16 protein-coding genes and 1 other RNA gene are annotated in these 16,817 nt (G+C 65.9%); 11 read left to right on the forward strand and 6 right to left on the reverse strand.

Features of this window, described 5'->3' with window-relative positions:
* Positions 1-336: 336 nt before the first annotated feature.
* Positions 337-1,299 carry an adenylate/guanylate cyclase domain-containing protein gene (locus U5S82_16185; GenBank protein MDZ7753150.1) on the reverse strand — a complete coding sequence of 321 codons (963 nt, stop codon included), beginning with the start codon at positions 1,297-1,299 and terminating at the stop codon, positions 337-339.
* Positions 1,300-1,756: 457 nt separating this feature from the next.
* On the opposite strand from U5S82_16185, the gene U5S82_16190 reads away from it, so the two are divergent.
* Positions 1,757-2,032 carry a hypothetical protein gene (locus tag U5S82_16190; protein MDZ7753151.1) on the forward strand — a complete coding sequence of 92 codons (276 nt, stop codon included), beginning with the start codon at positions 1,757-1,759 and terminating at the stop codon, positions 2,030-2,032.
* A 795-nt stretch (positions 2,033-2,827) separates the two neighbouring features.
* On the opposite strand, the gene U5S82_16195 is transcribed toward U5S82_16190, so the two are convergent.
* Genes U5S82_16195 through glpK form a run of 4 tightly spaced genes read right to left on the reverse strand, consistent with a single transcriptional unit; the run spans position 2,828 to position 8,534 of the window.
* Complete coding sequence (locus tag U5S82_16195) at positions 2,828-4,582, reverse strand: ABC transporter substrate-binding protein (protein MDZ7753152.1); 1,755 nt, start codon at positions 4,580-4,582, stop codon at positions 2,828-2,830.
* 10 nt (positions 4,583-4,592) lie between these two features.
* Positions 4,593-5,327, reverse strand: a complete 735-nt coding sequence (locus tag U5S82_16200; protein ID MDZ7753153.1) for an MIP/aquaporin family protein — start codon at positions 5,325-5,327, stop codon at positions 4,593-4,595.
* A gap of 43 nt (positions 5,328-5,370) precedes the next feature.
* A complete protein-coding gene (locus U5S82_16205) occupies positions 5,371-7,017 on the reverse strand; it encodes an FAD-dependent oxidoreductase (protein ID MDZ7753154.1) in 1,647 nt (548 codons plus the stop codon).
* A 2-nt stretch (positions 7,018-7,019) separates the two neighbouring features.
* Complete coding sequence (gene glpK / locus U5S82_16210; GenBank protein ID MDZ7753155.1) at positions 7,020-8,534, reverse strand: glycerol kinase GlpK; 1,515 nt, start codon at positions 8,532-8,534, stop codon at positions 7,020-7,022.
* A 375-nt stretch (positions 8,535-8,909) separates the two neighbouring features.
* On the opposite strand from glpK, the gene U5S82_16215 reads away from it, so the two are divergent.
* From U5S82_16215 to U5S82_16260, 10 genes are all read left to right on the forward strand, one after another.
* The gene (locus U5S82_16215) at positions 8,910-9,137 is read left to right on the forward strand and encodes a DUF3330 domain-containing protein (GenBank protein ID MDZ7753156.1); all 228 of its coding nucleotides are present in this window, start codon (positions 8,910-8,912) and stop codon (positions 9,135-9,137) included.
* Positions 9,138-9,210: 73 nt separating this feature from the next.
* The gene (locus U5S82_16220; GenBank protein MDZ7753157.1) at positions 9,211-9,834 is read left to right on the forward strand and encodes an OmpA family protein; all 624 of its coding nucleotides are present in this window, start codon (positions 9,211-9,213) and stop codon (positions 9,832-9,834) included.
* 231 nt (positions 9,835-10,065) lie between these two features.
* Positions 10,066-10,563 carry a 5-(carboxyamino)imidazole ribonucleotide mutase gene (gene purE, locus U5S82_16225; protein ID MDZ7753158.1) on the forward strand — a complete coding sequence of 166 codons (498 nt, stop codon included), beginning with the start codon at positions 10,066-10,068 and terminating at the stop codon, positions 10,561-10,563.
* Positions 10,560-11,663, forward strand: coding sequence for a 5-(carboxyamino)imidazole ribonucleotide synthase (locus tag U5S82_16230; protein ID MDZ7753159.1), 1,104 nt, complete (start codon positions 10,560-10,562; stop codon positions 11,661-11,663). The genes purE and U5S82_16230 overlap by 4 nt, the downstream gene beginning before the upstream one ends.
* 301 nt (positions 11,664-11,964) lie before the next feature.
* An RNA gene (ffs, locus tag U5S82_16235) (signal recognition particle sRNA small type) lies at positions 11,965-12,061 on the forward strand.
* 173 nt (positions 12,062-12,234) lie between these two features.
* The gene (dnaX, locus tag U5S82_16240; GenBank protein ID MDZ7753160.1) at positions 12,235-13,857 is read left to right on the forward strand and encodes a DNA polymerase III subunit gamma/tau; all 1,623 of its coding nucleotides are present in this window, start codon (positions 12,235-12,237) and stop codon (positions 13,855-13,857) included.
* A gap of 18 nt (positions 13,858-13,875) precedes the next feature.
* On the forward strand, positions 13,876-14,199 hold the full coding sequence (locus tag U5S82_16245) for a YbaB/EbfC family nucleoid-associated protein (GenBank protein ID MDZ7753161.1): 324 nt from the start codon (positions 13,876-13,878) through the stop codon (positions 14,197-14,199).
* Positions 14,200-14,217: 18 nt separating this feature from the next.
* Positions 14,218-14,814: a recombination mediator RecR gene (gene recR / locus U5S82_16250; GenBank protein ID MDZ7753162.1), complete on the forward strand. Its 597-nt coding sequence runs from the start codon at positions 14,218-14,220 to the stop codon at positions 14,812-14,814.
* A 336-nt stretch (positions 14,815-15,150) separates the two neighbouring features.
* On the forward strand, positions 15,151-15,432 hold the full coding sequence (locus tag U5S82_16255; GenBank protein ID MDZ7753163.1) for a hypothetical protein: 282 nt from the start codon (positions 15,151-15,153) through the stop codon (positions 15,430-15,432).
* Complete coding sequence (locus U5S82_16260) at positions 15,429-16,262, forward strand: hypothetical protein (GenBank protein MDZ7753164.1); 834 nt, start codon at positions 15,429-15,431, stop codon at positions 16,260-16,262. Before U5S82_16255 ends, U5S82_16260 begins: the two co-directional genes overlap by 4 nt.
* 303 nt (positions 16,263-16,565) lie before the next feature.
* Here the strand turns inward: U5S82_16260 and U5S82_16265 are convergent, their stop codons facing one another.
* On the reverse strand, positions 16,566-16,727 hold the full coding sequence (locus U5S82_16265) for a hypothetical protein (protein MDZ7753165.1): 162 nt from the start codon (positions 16,725-16,727) through the stop codon (positions 16,566-16,568).
* Between the last annotated feature and the right edge of the window lie 90 nt (positions 16,728-16,817).

The raw sequence follows: 16,817 nt of genomic DNA on the forward strand, positions 1-16,817 counted from the left end.
ATCCCAGCCCCATGTGCCCGGGGTCGGGTTGGAATCCCCACCGGCGGGCTGTCGGGCTGAAGCCCGACCTACAAACACCACCCCCCACCGTCCGTTCCCGGGGCACGGACGTAGGTCGGGATTCATCCCGACATCCAATCCCGCCGCATGCGCCCGGGGTCGGGTTGGAATCCTCACCGGCGGGCTGTCGGGCTGAAGCCCGACCTACAAACACTCCCTCCCACCGCCGGTTCCGTCGGCACGGATGTAGGTCGGGATTCATCCCGACATCCGGCCAGATACACCCCCCACCGTCCGTTCCCGGGGCACGAATGTAGGTCGGGATTCATCCCGACATCAGCCGCCGTCTTCTTCGACCTCGTAGGTGATCACCGCCTTGGGGCCGTGCTTGAAGGAGCACCCCAGGCTGATCAGGCCGCTGCCCTCGAGGGCGATCTCGTCGCGGCGCGCGAACACCACCTCTTCCCGGTCCGGCAGGATGTAGGTGCCGTTGGTGCTCTGGTCCACCACGAAGAATCGGTTCTTCCTGAATTCCAGCCGCAGGTGGTGGCGCGACGCCGTCATCTCGTTCACCACCAGGTCGCAGGTGCTGTCCCGCCCCACGAGGACGCTGGGGTTGTGCTCGCCCACCCCCACGGTCTGGTCACCGCAGCGCAGCACCAAAGTGCGCGGTGCGGTGACGCCCCCCGACAGGGTGAGTTCCGCCAGCACCGTGGCATCGTCCGGGTGGCATATGAACTCGTACATCTCCATGGGTTCCTGCTTGCCCTTCACCGTGGCGTGATCCACGTAGCGGGTGCAGGACTTCAGCATGGGGGATATCTCGCCGCGCACGGCGCCGCTGACGATGATCTGGCGCGCCTTGGCCTGGGCGGTCATGCGGGCGGCCACGTTGATGGCATCACCAAAGACATCGCCGCCCTCCAGGATGGCGGGACCCACGTGGATGCCGATGCGCATGGCGAGGCGGTTGCCGGCCTCGTCGTCCACACCCTTGAGGCCGGCCAGCTGGTCGTGGATGACGCAGGCGGCGGAGATGGCGTCCGCGCAGGTGGGGAAGAGGCATAACACCTCGTCGCCGATGGTCTTGACCACGCGCCCCTTGTTGTCCCGGGTGATGGACGAGGCCATGGCCAGACAACGGGTCACCTTCTCCAGGGCCATCTCGTCGCCCAGTCGCTCGTAGAGACGGGTGCTGCCACTGACGTCGGCGAACATGATGGCCATGTCCTCGGACTTGACAGTGGCCGCGTCGTCCACGGGCGCGGGCGCGCTGGTACTGCCTTGATGGTCGTTCATCGCTCAGTCCCTGTCGGACGCGCCCTCGGTGCGAACTACCGATGTTACTGTATCTGAAGCGGAAATTACCCCAGTGGGCGGATGAACACAACGTACCCGCCCGGCGCCCGGAGCACCGGCCAATACGCGCCGCCACGATACCCCGAGCCTTGGATGTCCGAAGCTCACCAGCCGTCTCCCGCCTTGGACATCAATCCCGGGCCGCTGGAGCACCTGGGTGGTGGCCCGTCAGGGCGTCTGGGTCGCCGTCCGAGGCGATAAGATACCATCGTCCGGGTGCTCACAGGCACCTCGCCCATGCCGCACAAGGGCGCGCGCCGGCGGATGGCCGGATACGGCCCGCGTTCATTTCGGCCCGGGATGGCTTAGGATGGATGGAAAGGCACCAGGATGGTGTGCCTTCCCCACCATCGGCACCCGCTCCCGGCAGCGGGCCGCCCTGGCAGGCGTGTGAGTGATGAAATCCGAATCCGAAAAGCTGCGGGAGCGCCATCCCGACCTCGTACACACCGACATGGCGAAGGTGACCTCCCATGTGCAACGGGTGGAGGGTGAGTGGTATGTCAACACCCTCATGGTGGAGGGCCACGAGGTGGCATTCCGCTACAAGCGCAAGAAGCGCTATCGCAGCCTCCAGGGCGCGCGCGTGAACCTCACCTACTACCCCTCCACAGTGACCGTGGCCGGCATCGAGATGGAGGTGATGAACGTGGTGCGCATCAAGCGTTCCTGACGAGGATCATCGACCCGGCGCCCCCGTAAAGCAGGGCTCGCGGTTCTGCCGGTGTACGACCGGGGCCTGCCTTACCACCGCAGGTCGACGCATTGTGGACGACGATATTCAGACCCCTCCTGCATTCGGACTGCGACCCCTACCGTGTGCGCGGTCCGGGTCGGGTGTCAGGTCTCCTCTTCCGCCACGGCGTCGCCCTCGTTCCCGCGGCGCGCGGCGTTCATCCCCCCGTACAGGGGATGGGAGGTGATGACGGGTGCGAAGAATCTCATGACGGCCCCCCGCGGATGCCGGGCCTGCGGGCCCGTGGGAAGGTTACAGGTTAACCCGATCCAGGCGGTTGGGGGATAAGCGCGGGAGGTGCGCGGTAAGGCTATCCCGTCGGTAGCTCCCGGCTACCGATATCGCCGCCCGCGCCCGGCCCGTGGTACGTGCGATGGGGTTTGGATGTCGGGATGAATCCTGACCTACAAAAGCGTAACCGCGAAAGACGCGAGTGACGCGAAAAGGGAGAAGGTCAGGGAGGAGTGGCAGTTTAAAAAGGCGCAGCGGATCCACCGTTTCGGCGTCAGCAGAGCGGACGCACGGGTGGTAATCTTTTCCCCTTTCCCGTTTCCCCTTTCCCATTTCTCCTCGGGGGAAAGACAGAGGCGTAGGTCGGCTGCTCCTGGCAGCCGACGGGATCCCGGCGGGTAGCGGGCGGGATGTCGGTTGCCAGGAGCAAGCGACCTACATCCGTGCCGCAGGAACGGGTGTTGGGGGGGGTGTTGGTCGGGCTTCAGCCCGACTGCCCGCTTACCACGAGGCCATCAGGGCCTCGTAGTCCATGGTCTCCCCCCGGCCCTCCTCGTCCTCGAGGCGGGGCTTGGGGGCGCCGGGCCGGGCCAGCCAGGCGGCGGGGTCGCCGGCCTCGCCGATGCGTGGTTCGCAACGCTCGAAGGCGCCGCGGGCGGCGAGGCGGGCCATGGACTCGTCGAGACTGGCGGCCAGGGCGTCCAGCACCGCCTGGGGCGAGGCCCGTCCGGCCACGGCGCGGGCGATGTGGGTCCACCACAGCTGGGCGAGGGTGGGATAGTCCGGCACGTTGATGCCGGTGGGGGTCCAGGCGCGGCTCGCGGGGCTGCGATGGAACTCCACCAGGCCGCCGAGGCGGGGGGCGGCCGCGGCCATGGCGGGGGACTGGAGGTCGCTGTCGCGGATGGGGGTGAGGCCCACCAGGGTCTTCCTGAGGGACACGCTCCTGCAGGTACAGAACTGGGCGTAGAGCCAGGCCATGCGCCGCCGTTCCGGTGGGGTGCCGGCGGGCAGGGTCCAGGCGCCGCAATCCTGGTAGCCCCGCTTCATGCCCGGCTCCCAGTAGGCGCCGCGGGGCGAGGGGGCGACCCGCCAGCGGGGGCTGCCGTCGGGGTTCATCACCTCGGAGCCCCGTTTGATCATCTCCGGGGTGAAGGCGGTGTACCAGAAGATCTGCTGGGCGATGTCGCCACGGGCCGGTACCGGGCCGGCGTCGGAGAAGTCCATGCGCCGGGCTTCGGGCGGGGCGAAGCGTTCCAGCCATTCCAGGTATTTGCGCAGGGCATACACGGCAGCCGGGCCGTTGACGGCGCCGCCGCGGGCCACCGCCGCCCCCAGGGGATGGCAGGCCTCGGCGCGGATCCCCCATTCGTCCACCGGCCGGCCGTTGGGCAGGCCGGGGTCGCCGACGCCGGCCATGGACAGCCAGGCATCGGTGAAGCGCCACCCGAGGGACGGATCCGCCTTGCCGTAATCCATGTGGCCGTAGACCCGCCGGCCGTCCAGCTCCTTCACGTGATGGGTGAAGAAGTCGGCGATGTCCTCGTAGGCCTTCCAGTTGAGGGGCACTCCCAGCGGGTAGCCATGGCGCCGCCGGAAGGCCGCCTTGAGGTCGTCCCGCTGGAACCAGTCGTGGCGGAACCAGTAGAGGTTGGCGAATTGCTGATCCGGCAATTGATAGACCTTGCCGTCGGGGGCAGTGGTGAAATCGAGGCCGATGAAGTCATCCAGGTCGAGGGTGGGGAGGGTGGAGGCCGCGCCTTCGCCGGCCATCCAGTCGGACACCGGCACCACGGCGCCGCTGCGGTAATGGGTGCCGATGAAGTCCGAGTCGTTGACGTAGGCGTCATAGAGGTTGCGGCCGGTGCGGGCCTGGCGCTGGAAGCGCTGCACCAGTTCGCCCTCGTGGAGCAGGTCGTGCTGCACCCGCACCCCGGTGATCTCGTGGAAGGCGCGGGCCAGGACGCGCTGTTCGTAGACGTGGGTGGGGATGGTCTCCGTGGCCACGTGGATGCGCTGGCCGTGGTAGGGGGCGGCGGCCCTTATAAAGAAGGCCATCTCGGCCATGCGCGCCTTCTCGTTGAGGGTGGAGGGGGTGAATTCCCCCCGCACCCAGCGCCGCGCCGCCGCTTCCCGTTGGGGATCCGCAGCGGCCTCGAGGGGCGCGGCGGCCGCCAGCCGGCCGAGGCCGACTGCCGCCGCCGCGGCGAGCAACTGGCGGCGCCGCGGGTTCGGCAAAGAGGGACGGTGGGCCATGACTCCGGTGTCAGCGGAAATGGACGTTGGTGGGGTCCTGGAGCGCCAGGTAGAGCAGCCCGGCCAGCACCGCCCCCAGCAGCGGACCCACCACGGGCACCCAGGCATAGCCCCAGTCGCTGTCCCGCTTGCCCCCGGGCATGGGGAGCAGGGCGTGGACCAGGCGTGGTCCCAGGTCCCGGGCGGGGTTGATGGCGTAGCCCGTGGTGCCGCCGAGGCTGAGCCCGATGGCGAGCACCAGCAGGCCCACGGGGAGGGCGTCCAGGGCGCCGAGGCCGAACACCGATACCGCCAGGAACAGCACCGCGAACACCAGCACGAAGGTACCGACCACCTCCGACACCAGGTTGGCGGGGGCGTCCCGCACCGCCGGGGCGGTGCAGAAGCAGGCGAGCTTGAGGTCAGGATTATCGGTGCGTGCGAAGTGCGGACGGTACACGAGCCACACCAGGGAGGCCCCCACCATGGCGCCGAGGAACTGGGCCGCCACGTAGGCCGGGACCTGGCCCCATTCGAACTTGCCTGCCACCGCCAGCCCCACGGATACGGCGGGGTTGAGGTGGGCGCCACTGAAGGCCGCCACGGTGAACACCGCCACGAACACCGCCATGCCCCAGCCCCAGGCGATGACGATCCAGCCGGCACCGTTGGCCTTGGTGCCCGTGAGCACCACGTTGGCCACCACGCCGTTGCCCAGCAGGATGAGCAGGGCGGTGCCGATGACCTCACCGATAAAGGGATTCATGACGCGTCTCCTCCATGCGGTCCGCCACCGGCGTGATGCGGGATCATGCCGGGGACGCCGGCGACCCGGCCGGCGCCGTGGTGTTGACGGACCCGAAATATTCATCGTAGCGGGCCCGGGCCTGGTCGCCGAACAGGATCTCGCAGGCCTCCATCAGCCCCTCGGCATCGCGGATGTCCTCGTGGCGCACCACCTGGGCGATCTTGGAACGGCGGCGCAGGAAGTCTTCCAGGGTGACGATCATCTCGCGGCGCCGGGCGAGGCGGATCTCACAGCGCGTGTAGTCGGTGCCCTTGATGAGCACCTCGGCCTGGCGCGGGTCCTCGCGGATCTCGTCCAGCAACTGGAAGGCATCCTTGTCATAGCGCCGCCACAGGCGGCTCGAGAGGGACTCGATGGCCTCGGGGGCGGTGTAGTCGTCGAGACGCATGAGGGTGGCCTGGTGCATGTATTCCTTGCAAACGGAGGGATGGGGCTCGCCGTACCAGTGGTAGTGCGGGTGGTCCAGGCCCACGCCGAGTTCTGCCACCCGCTCCGACACCTCGTCGCCCACGTTGACGCAGTCCGTGAGCTTGCCGCCGAAGACGGACAGGTGGGCGTGCTCGCGATCCACGTCGATGGCGTGCTTGCGGGACAGCTGCATCCAGTCCCGGGCCTGGCCCTCGGCCTGCTTTTGCACCACCAGCGGCCGCACGCCGCAGCGCTCGGCGATGATGTCCTCGCGGCCCAGGGGCTTCTCCAGGCGCAGGCGCTTGTTGATGTTGTCCAGCACGAAGTCCCGGTCCTCGTCCGTCACCCCCGTTTCCGGGTCTTCCACCCGGGTGTCGGTGGTGCCGATGCAGGTGCGCATGCCCATGGGGATGACGAAGAACAGGCGCCCGTCGTCGGCGAAGAAGCTGAGGATCCGCGGATTGGGCGTGATGCGGGGCACGATGAGGTGGATGCCCTTGGAGAACACGTGATGGTGGGTGGTCTGCTCCCCGGTCTTCGCGTTGAGTTCGTCCACGAAGGGGCCGGCGGCGTTGATGAGCACCCGCGAGCGGATCTCCAGGGTCTCGCCGGAGCGTACGTCCCGGGCCTCGGTGATCCACTGGCCGTCCTCGCGGCGTGCCCCCAGGGATTCCACGTAGTTGGCGGCGATGCAGCCGCGGTCCATGGCGGAGCGGATGAACTGGAAGACGAAGCGCGAGTCGTTGTCGTGGAGATAGGCGTCCGAGTACTCGAAGCCCCCCTGAGCGTTGGCGGTATCCACCACCGGTTCCTCGGCGTCGATGCGGCCGCTGCCCATCAGGCGCGGGGTGCGGGTGAAGCCGTTGCCGAACAGCCAGTAGACCCAGGTGCCCAGCCACAGGAACCAGGGTGGATAGCGGAAGCCCTTCTCGATAGTGGCCAGGAAGCGGATCTCCTTGACCCGGGTGGGGTAGCTGCGGATGAGGCGGTTGCGCGACAGGCACAGCTTGCGCACCAGGCCGTAATCATGGCTCTCCAGGTACTTGATGCCGCCCCAGGCCAGGTTGGAGGACTGCTGGCTGGTGAAGCCGGCGAAGTCCCGCTCATCGATGAGGGCCACCCGGGCCCCCTTGCCGGCCAGGGCCGCGGCGGCCACGGCGCCGTTGATGCCGCCGCCGACGATGAGCACGTCGAAGGTGCCCTGAGGTAGCCTTTGAATGTTGTTCTCGCGCAGGGTCAGGGTCATTGTTCGTCCTCCAGGGCCCAGCCTTTGGACAGTTCCACGGCCTGGTGCCAGCGTTTGAACAGGCGTTCGCGCTTGGCCTCGTCGAAGCGCGGGCGGTAGCGGACGTCCAGGGCCCACTTCTCGGCGATCTCGTCCTTGCTGTCCCAGTAGCCCACGGCCAGGCCCGCCAGATACGCGGCCCCCAGGGCGGTGGTCTCGACGATGCTCGGTACCTCCACCTGCACGCCGAGGATATCCGACTGGAACTGCATCAGGACGCTGTTCACCGAGGCGCCGCCGTCGCAGCGCAGATCCTTCAGGGTGATGCCGGAGTCCCGCTGCATGGCGTCGATGACGTCCCGGGTCTGGTAGGCCATGCTCTCCAGCACCGCCCGCACCACGTGACCCCGGCTGGTGCCGCGGGTGATGCCGATGAGCAGGCCGCGGGCGTAGGGGTCCCAGTGGGGGGCGCCGAGGCCCACCAGGGCAGGTACGAAGTAGACCCCCTCGTTGTCGGGCACCGAGCGGGCCAGCTCCTTCGTCTCCGCGGCCTTGGTGATGATGCCGAGGCCGTCCCGCAGCCACTGTACCGCGGAGCCGGTGACGAAAATGGCGCCCTCCAGGGCGTAGGTGACCGGTTCGTCCCCCACCCCCCAGGCGATGGTGGTGAGCAGCTTCTCGCGGCTCGCCACCGCCTCGTTGCCGGTGTTCATGAGCACGAAGGAACCGGTGCCATAGGTGTTCTTGGCCATACCCGGGCGGTGACAGGCCTGGCCGAAGAGGGCCGCCTGCTGGTCGCCGGCGATACCGGCGATGGGAATGTCGCGGGTGCCGAAGAACATGCCCGGATCCGTGTGCCCGTAGACCGCGGAGGAGGGTTTGACTTCGGGCAGCATGGCCGCGGGGATACCCAGCAGCTCTAGCAGATCCGGGTCCCAGCGCAGCTCACGGATGTTGTAGAGCATGGTGCGGGAGGCATTGGAGTAGTCGGTGATGTGCACCTGCCCCCCGGTGAGGCGGTAGACCAGCCAGGAATCGATGGTGCCGAAGGCGATGTCGCCGGCTTCGGCGCGGGCCCGCAGGCCGGGGTTGTTCTCGAGGATCCAGCGCACCTTGGTGCCTGAGAAGTAGGGGTCGATCACCAGGCCCGTGCGTTCCCGAATCATGTCTTCGTGGCCGGCGGCCTTCAACTCGTCGCAATAGCGCGCGGTGCGCCGGTCCTGCCAGACGATGGCGTGGCCCACGGGCCGACCGCTGGCGCGCTCCCACACCACGGCGGTCTCGCGCTGGTTGGTGATGCCGATGGCCTGGATGTCGTTGGCCTGCACGTCACCGGCCCGCAGGGCGTCGGCGATGACCTTCATGGTCACCGTGAAGATCTCTTCGGCGTCGTGCTCCACCCACCCTGGCTTGGGATAGTGCTGGGTGAACTCCGAGTAGGCACGGCTTTTGACCTGGCCGTCGTGGTCGAAGATCAGCACGGTGGAGCCGGTGGTGCCCTGGTCGATGGACAGGATGTAACCGTCATTCATGGAAGATTCCTCCGCCGCATCTGTGTCACGAATATAGCCATCCCGGAAGGCCTGATCACGGTGGCCAAAGGTCTGCATGTCCCCGACTGCCTTGTCCAGCTCCCCGCTTGGAGCCGGCGCCTGCGGTGGTCGCCAGCCGGGACCCCCCCCGGTTCCGGGTTGCAGGGACGGGGGAGACCGGGCCCCACGGTTCTAACCGGCCGGCCGTGGGGCTGATGGACGGGGAGGGCGGGGAAAATGGATGGCCCATATCAGTGGACTGGCGTGACGAGGCTATAATTCGAGTATAGAAACGGATCCCGAATCCTGTAAGTAACGGTAAGGGTGCCGGGTTTTGCGGCTCACGGGGTCCGTGAAAGGCCTGGGGGCATGGTTATGAACAAGACAGATGAGGATGCGGACAAGAACGAGGTCCGCTGCAATTACTGCAGTGAGTGGCTGCCGGGCGATGAGGCCGTCAGTCCCGAGGGCGATGACTATGTTCTGTATTTCTGCGGGGTGGAGTGCCACGCGTTGTGGGAGGCGGAGCGCGCCGCCGAACTCGAGCAGGAATTCGCGGCCCATAGCGGGGTGAAGAAGGAACGGCCCGAAGGTGGTGGTTGAGGCAACAGGGGCGTCTTCGGTGCCAGACATGCTTTTAAATTAACGTTGACTCAGGACGAAAAAGGAGCGAGCGATGAAGGTGCGATTCACGATGGTCTTCCTGTGGGCGATGGGCGCGATGGCCCTGACGCCGGCCCACGCTCAGTACCTCACGGACAGCCGGGGGGAGGTGGTACGCAATGCCTACGACGAGTGCTGGCATACGGGTTTCTGGACGTCTGCCGATGCCATCGTGGGCTGCGATGGCAAGGTGGCCGAGGCACCGGCGCCCGAAGTCACCAAGCCGGTTCCGCCCTCACCGCCGGTGCCTCTCGATCCAGTGGTGCTGAACGCGGACACCCATTTCGCCTTCGACAGTGCCAGGCTGCTTCCCGGGGCCAGGGCGGTGCTCGACGCGCTGGTGGAGGAGGTGCAGGGCTATGAGTCGGTGGAGTCCGTGACCATCACGGGGCACGCGGACCGGATCGGCGACGCTACCTATAATCAGCGGCTGTCCGAACGCCGCGCCCAGACGGTGCGCCAGTACCTCATCGATAACCGGGCGCTCAGGCCGCAGCTCATCCAGGTGTCAGGCAAGGGCGAGACCCGGCCCGTGGTGGTCTGCGAAGGGCTCCGCGGCCAGCCCCTCGTCGAATGCCTGGCCCCCAACCGCCGGGTGGAAGTGGTTATCCAGTGCGTGGGCTGTGTCGAACCCTGACCGCCAGCCACGGCCCGCTCTCCGCCTGGGGCGGGGAGCGGGTTTCCTTGGTGTCGCGGAGGGATTAAACTAGAGGGCTTAAATTCTTCCGCCGCCATGGACTGTCGGCGGCGTCTGGGGTGGTCATGGTGGCCCGCCAGAGCATTTCGAGGCCCTTCGGGGCCTTTTTTGCTTTTCGCCGCGCCGGCGATGGGCTTTCGGTTTTTGGGTGTCCATTGAGAGGTCAGTTCCATGGAACCACAGGTCGGCATCATCATGGGGTCCGTCTCCGACTGGGAGACCCTGCGTCATGCCGCCGAGACGCTGGAGCGTCTGGGCGTTCCCCATGAGGTGGAGGTGGTCTCCGCGCATCGCACGCCGGACAGGCTGTTCGACTACGCGGCCGGCGCGGAGGCCCGCGGGCTCAAGGTGATTATCGCAGGTGCCGGTGGCGCCGCCCACCTGCCGGGCATGGCGGCGGCCAAGACCGTGGTGCCGGTGCTCGGCGTCCCCGTGCAGTCCAAGGCCCTCAATGGCATGGATTCCCTGCTCTCCATCGCCCAGATGCCCGCCGGCGTGCCCGTGGGCACCCTGGCCATCGGCCGCGCGGGGGCGGTCAACGCCGCCCTCCTGGCGGCGGCCATCGTCGGTCATCTCGAGCCCCGGGTGCTGGATGCCCTGCGGGCATACCGGGCCGAACAGACCGCGGCAGTGCTCGCCCGTCCCGATCCGAGGGACGGGGATTCATGAAGGTGGGTATTCTGGGCGGCGGTCAGCTCGCCCGCATGCTGGCCCTTGCCGGTCATCCCCTGGGCATAGAGACCACGGTGCTGTGTCCCGTGGAGGATGCCTCCGCCGCCGCCGTCACCCGCCATCTCCATGGCTCCCTCATCGATCATCGGCTCCTGGGCGTGCTGGCCGACGCCGTGGACGTGGTGACCTACGAGTTCGAGAACGTGCCGGTAGAGAGCCTCCAGGTCCTGGACGGCCGGACGGTGGTTCAGCCGCCGCCGCGGGCCCTGGCGACGGGGCAGGATCGGCTGGCGGAGAAGATGTTGTTCCGTCGCCTCAGCATCCCCACCGCCGATTTTCATCCCGTGGAGCGGGATGCGGATGTGGCAGCGGCCATATCCGCCCTCGGTCTCCCGGTTCTGCTGAAGACCCGGCGCGAGGGCTATGACGGCAAGGGCCAGGTACTCCTGCGGACGGCGGGAGATGCCGCGGGGGCCCTGGAACGTATCGGCGGAGGACCGGGGGTGGCGGAGTCCTTCGTGACCTTCGAGCGGGAGGTCTCCATCATCGCCGTGCGGGACGTCCGCGGTCGGCTGTTGTTCTATCCGCTGTCCGAGAATACCCACGAGGGCGGCATCCTCAAGGTGGCGGTAAGCCGGCCCGGCGATCCCATGCAGGCTCGCGCCGAGGACTATGGACGGCGCCTGATGGAGCAACTCGACTACGTGGGCGTGTTGGCACTGGAGCTGTTTCAGGTGGGGGACGCCCTGCTGGCCAACGAGTTCGCGCCCCGGGTCCATAACTCCGGCCACTGGACCATCGAGGGTGCCGAGACCAGCCAGTTCGAGAACCACCTGCGGGCGGTGGTCGGCCTCGAACTGGGGGACACGGGGGCGTTGGGGCTGACGGCCATGGTGAACTGCATCGGTGCGCTGCCCGCCCTGGCGGACGTGATGGCCGTGCCGGGGGCCCACATGCACGACTACGGCAAGGCGCCGCGGCCCGGGCGCAAAGTGGGCCATATCACCCTGCGCGCCGCCGACCCGGGTGCCCTTGAGTTCCGGCTCCACGAGGCCCTGCGTCTCGCTGCGGCGGGGGAGCAGGCCGGGACGTCTTAATGTGTCAGAGTCGCGAAGCACGAACTCTCCCTCTCCCTCTGGGACAAATCCGTCGGGAACGGATTTGAACGCGCCTTGGCGCGGCCCGCAGGGCGCAGGGCAGGATGCCCGGAGTACAGGGATGGGGTGAGGGAACGAGCATGGCGATACGCGCTCCTCTTTTCATCATCTCGGGCGGCGCGTATCGCCATGAGAGTTAGTCTGCCCTGTTTGTGCTGTACGCCCCGGCCGGCGCGGCCCCTGGGCAGGTTCCTCGCGGACCGGCCGGCTGTGATAGAATCGCCCGTTCAATGGTGGCCCGCGTTGGTCCCCTCGCAACGCTAGATCGTGAACCCCGTCAGACCCGGAAGGGAGCAGCGGCAGCGGTCGATGCGTGTGCCGGGGTGTGGCTGGCGTGGGTCGCCACCCTATTCGAGGTCCGGCTCGCGGATTTCTCATCCCCCCCGCAACGGTTAGAATCACCCTTTCCCGACATGACCGCGCCCCGATTCACCACCGGCGTACCGGCCCACGAGGATCGCCCTGTTGCATGATGTTCCGGACATGATCCACCTGGCATGATTCACCCCGCATGACATACCAGGTCCTCGCCCGCAAGTGGCGGCCCCGCGCCTTCGACGAGTTGGTGGGGCAGGGCCACGTGGTGCGCGCCCTCACCAACGCCTTGGACAGCGGCCGCCTGCACCATGCCTATCTGTTCACCGGCACCCGCGGGGTGGGCAAGACCACCATCGCCCGCATCCTCGCCAAGTGCCTCAACTGCCTGGAGGGTGTCAGTTCGCATCCCTGCGGTGAATGCCAGGCCTGTCGCAGCATCGACGAGGGCCGCTTCGTGGACCTCATCGAGGTGGACGCGGCCTCCCGTACCAAGGTGGACGAGACCCGGGAGCTGTTGGACAACGTGCCCTACGCGCCGGCCTCAGGCCGCTACAAGGTGTACCTCATCGACGAGGTGCACATGTTCTCCAACCACAGCTTCAACGCCCTCCTGAAGACCCTGGAGGAGCCACCGCCCCACGCCAAGTTCCTGCTGGCCACCACCGATCCCCAGAAGGTGCCGGTGACCATCCTGTCCCGCTGCCTGCAGTTCAACCTCAAGGGGCTGGCTGCCGCCGAGATCGCCGAACAGGTGACGCGTATCGTCCGCGCCGAGGGCATCGAGGCCGAGCCGGGCGCGGCCCAGCTCCTGGCGGTGGCGGCGGACGGCAGCGTGCGCGATGCCCTGTCCCTGCTGGACCAGGCCATCGCCTTCGGTCACGGCCGCCTGGTGGAGGCGGATGTGCGGGAGATGCTCGGTACCCTGGACCGCGGCCGGGTACTGGATGTGCTGGAAGCCCTGGCGGCCGCGGACGGGGCGGGTGTGCTCCGGCAGGTGGCGGAGATGACGGCCATGGGCCAGGACCTCGATGGGGCCTTGGCGGAACTCGCCACGGTGCTGCAGCGCATCGCCGTGATCCAGGTGGTGGGTGCCGAGGCGGTGGCAGAGGACCTGGAGCAGGAACGCATGACGGCCCTGGCCGGGACAATGAGCCCGGAGGATATCCAGCTGTGGTATCAGGTGGCCGTCCACGGCCGCCGCGACCTGCCCTATGCGCCCGACCATCGGGCGGGCATGGAGATGACCCTGTTGCGTATGCTGGCCTTTAGGCCGGCCGAGGCGGTGGCCCTGCCGGCGGCTGCGCCGCCCACCCCGCCCCGCGAGCCCGCGGATCGGGGCCGGCAGCCTCAGGCCCGCGCCACCCCGTCTCCCGAGCCGGCACCGAGCGGGGCGCTCGGGCCAGCGGCGGTCGCCGACACCGCAGGGCACCAACTGGCCGCCGCCACCTGGGCGGACACCGTGGCCGCTCTGGACATCAAGGGCCTGGCCCGGGAGATGCTCTACAACATGCAGTTCAAGGGGCTGGAAGGCGATACGGTGCATGTGCTGCTGGACCACGGCCATCGCCATCTCCACGGCAAGGAGCGCGAGAGCCAGGTGGCGGCAGCCCTGGGCGCCTGGATCGGCCGCCCGCTGAGACTGGCGGTGGAGTTCGGTACCCTCGACGGCGAGACGCCCGCATCCGTCCGCAGTCGTCGCGCCGGCGAGCGCCAGCGCAGCGCGGAACAGACCATCGAGCGCGACCCCAATATCCGGCACATGCAGGAAGCCCTGGGGGCCGTGGTGGTGAATGACTCAATCAAACCGGCGGACTGACCGCCCACGAGGTGAGCAATGAAAGGCGGATTGGGCAACCTGATGAAGCAGGCCCAGCAGATGCAGGAGAACCTGCAGAAGGCCCAGGAGGAACTGGTGAACGTGGAGGTCACCGGCCAGTCCGGTGGCGGCATGGTGGCAGTGGTGATGAATGGCCGCCACGATGTCAAGCGCGTGACCATCGATCCCGCTCTGATGGGCGACGACAAGGAGATGCTGGAGGACCTGGTGGCGGCGGCGGTGAACGATGCCGTGCGCAAGGTGGAGACGGCGGTGCAGGAGCACATGGCCGAGGTCACCTCCGGGCTCAACCTGCCGCCGGGGATGAAGCTGCCTTTCTAGTATGGTGGGGTACCGCAAATGAGTGGCAGTCCCCTGCTGGACAAGTTGGTGGAGGCCCTGCGGGTGCTGCCAGGGGTAGGGCCGAAGTCGGCCCAGCGCATGAGCTACTACCTGTTGCAGCACAACCGTGACGGCGGGCGCCGCCTGGCGAGCGCCCTGGCCGCCGCCATGGAGCATATCGGCCACTGCAGCGTCTGCCGCACCCTGTCGGAACAGGAGGTGTGCACCCTGTGCAGCGACATCCGGCGGGACGCCGGCCTGCTGTGCGTGGTGGAATCCCCCGCGGACGTGGCCGCCATCGAGCAGGCCACGGATTTCCGCGGTCGTTATTTCGTCCTCATGGGCCATCTCTCCCCCCTGGACGGCATCGGCCCGGAAGATCTGGGCCTCGACCGCCTGGAAGCCCGTCTCGCCGACGGCAGTATCCGCGAGATCATCCTCGCCACTAATCCGACGGTGGAAGGCGAGGCCACCGCCCACTACATCAGTGAATATGCCCGCGAATGCGGCGTGCGCGCCACCCGCATCGCCCACGGCGTGCCCATGGGTGGCGAGCTGGAATACGTGGACAGCGGCACCCTCTCCCACGCCTTCAGCGGGCGGCAGGAGGTTTGACGAGCGAGGGAGTGGGAGGTGGGTGAAACCCACCTACTCGAACTGAACCGAGAGCCCGCAGGCGTTCGCAGTCAAGTGGACGGGCAATGAAGAGAAGGCGGCATATGCGGACCCGCCACCGATTTCGGCCGTTTATACGGGTCAGTCGATGCATGGTTGGGCTACAAGTACACGCAGAGTTAATAGATGGCAACTAAGAAAAAATGGAAGGCGTCGAAAGACCCACTCTATAGAGGTGACGGGAGACAGTCAGTCTGCGTGCCGAGACCGGATGCAGATGATTCGATAGTGCGTCACGTTATGTATTTTGAAGACCCCGGAAGAGAAACGCCATAGTTGTCCACCTCAGAAGAATTCGAATTGGCTGAAAAGTTTTCAAATGGCGCTGTTTGGCAGACGCTTGTGAAAATCGCAAAAGCAGAAGCAGTTGGGCATATTAGTCGGGCAGAGCTATTATCCTTAATAAAGGGGAACGGGAAAGGAAAAGCTAAATGGCTAAATGCATTTGAAGTTATGCAGGCACGCCGTTACGTGGAGCAATGGGGAGAACACTTGCTCGATTTTCGCGGAATAGGAGAACCTGCGCCTGTCATCAAAAAGATATTTGAGAAATCATGAGACTTCACTCTTGTCAAAACTGTTGGTTTAACGGGCTTCAATACGGGGCGCTCGGCTTGGCTGTCGGATATTGTTCTAGGCATAAAAAAATACTAAACGTTGCAGATGGTACTACCTGCGGATTGCATTTAAGAAAAGACCTCTCAGTTAACCGAGCAAAAGAAATTTCAATCGTTCATCATGAACACTACACGAGCGAATGTGTAAGTCGAATAGTAGACGCCGAGTGCTGTGAGCCTGATGTATCGGACAGTGATAAAGATAAAATTCATCTAAGAAAAGACGCTGTGGCCGGCGCGGCATTAGATTATGGCGAACTCGGATCAACTATTGAGTCGCTTGCTGAATTAAAGGCGTTGCCTGGCGCTCGGGCCGAGTTAGCAATGCTAAGCCTTGGTCGTGCGTATGTTTCCAACTGTATGTCAAGAAACGGAAAGTGGACTAGTGGTCTGCACATGTATTGGTGGAGCAGGGGGCGATTGGCAGATATGCCAGAAATTAAGGTCGAAGATTTACGGAGTGTTGGGGCAACAAATCTAGCTAGGCAATCTGATTTAACTGCATGGTCATTGGTGATGCTTCGTGTGACGTTTATTGAAGATATAACAACGTATGCAGGTCAGCAGAACGATCCCTTAGGAAAAGTTGACAGCTTGACGGAACAAGCTGCTTTATCTATGGATACATTCAATCTGCGTAATTTAAAGAAATGGTTAACAAATGAAGCAGCCCCTCAACTGGATGCGAGACTCTCTCATGATCGATACGTGGAACTGGCGACGAAGCTACACAAAGATCGAGAAAACGGCGAAGCCCAACAAGGCGCTTAACTCGGCTGCTTCAGCGAGAATCTCCTTTGTCGGCATCCTTCGAACCCCGACGAGTTGATGAATTTTCACCGCATTGTCAACCATCGGCCTCCCCGTCGCGTCTTCCGTCATCTCCCCCTATCCCTTGTCTTGGCGAGAGCCTATGGTTCGTTGCGGAAAAACCAACCCGAAGGTGTGCCACGCCGCCATCATTTATCCGTGTGCATGATATGCTTAGCGCTCGCCGCGAGCGCAACATTCACCCACAGATTCTGCGCACGAGCCAAACGTAAGAATGCGTTTCAGCGGGCTCCGAATCGCGGCTTAGCCGAGCAACGGCCCGGCGACGCCGATGACGGTGATCAGCAGCCCGCGGGAGAGGTTGGTCACCACCACCGGGCGGGCGCGGGCCATGGCGCGCGCGGCTCGGGGCGTGTCCCCGTGTCTATGACGGAAACCAGCGGCGGTCACCGTGGTTGGCTGCACCGGGGCGGCTGCCTCCCCACCATGGTGTACCGGCATTCCCCACCCGGGGTGCGGGCTGCCCGAAGATGATAAGCTGACTGGCGATCCTCA

The organism is Gammaproteobacteria bacterium (genome assembly GCA_034522055.1).
Classification (GTDB): Bacteria; Pseudomonadota; Gammaproteobacteria; order JAABTG01; family JAABTG01; genus JAABTG01.

Excerpts from the sequence above, each read along its gene's own strand:
- glpK (MDZ7753155.1), bottom strand. The coding sequence starts at position 8,534 with ATGAATGACGGTTACATCCTGTCCATCGACCAGGGCACCACCGGCTCC.
- recR (MDZ7753162.1), top strand. The coding sequence starts at position 14,218 with ATGAGTGGCAGTCCCCTGCTGGACAAGTTGGTGGAGGCCCTGCGGGTG.
- dnaX (MDZ7753160.1), top strand. The coding sequence starts at position 12,235 with ATGACATACCAGGTCCTCGCCCGCAAGTGGCGGCCCCGCGCCTTCGAC.
- purE (MDZ7753158.1), top strand. The coding sequence starts at position 10,066 with ATGGAACCACAGGTCGGCATCATCATGGGGTCCGTCTCCGACTGGGAG.
- U5S82_16245 (MDZ7753161.1), top strand. The coding sequence starts at position 13,876 with ATGAAAGGCGGATTGGGCAACCTGATGAAGCAGGCCCAGCAGATGCAG.
- U5S82_16195 (MDZ7753152.1), bottom strand. The coding sequence starts at position 4,582 with ATGGCCCACCGTCCCTCTTTGCCGAACCCGCGGCGCCGCCAGTTGCTC.
- U5S82_16230 (MDZ7753159.1), top strand. The coding sequence starts at position 10,560 with ATGAAGGTGGGTATTCTGGGCGGCGGTCAGCTCGCCCGCATGCTGGCC.
- U5S82_16200 (MDZ7753153.1), bottom strand. The coding sequence starts at position 5,327 with ATGAATCCCTTTATCGGTGAGGTCATCGGCACCGCCCTGCTCATCCTG.
- U5S82_16260 (MDZ7753164.1), top strand. The coding sequence starts at position 15,429 with ATGAGACTTCACTCTTGTCAAAACTGTTGGTTTAACGGGCTTCAATAC.
- U5S82_16190 (MDZ7753151.1), top strand. The coding sequence starts at position 1,757 with ATGAAATCCGAATCCGAAAAGCTGCGGGAGCGCCATCCCGACCTCGTA.
- U5S82_16185 (MDZ7753150.1), bottom strand. The coding sequence starts at position 1,299 with ATGAACGACCATCAAGGCAGTACCAGCGCGCCCGCGCCCGTGGACGAC.
- U5S82_16220 (MDZ7753157.1), top strand. The coding sequence starts at position 9,211 with ATGAAGGTGCGATTCACGATGGTCTTCCTGTGGGCGATGGGCGCGATG.
- U5S82_16215 (MDZ7753156.1), top strand. The coding sequence starts at position 8,910 with ATGAACAAGACAGATGAGGATGCGGACAAGAACGAGGTCCGCTGCAAT.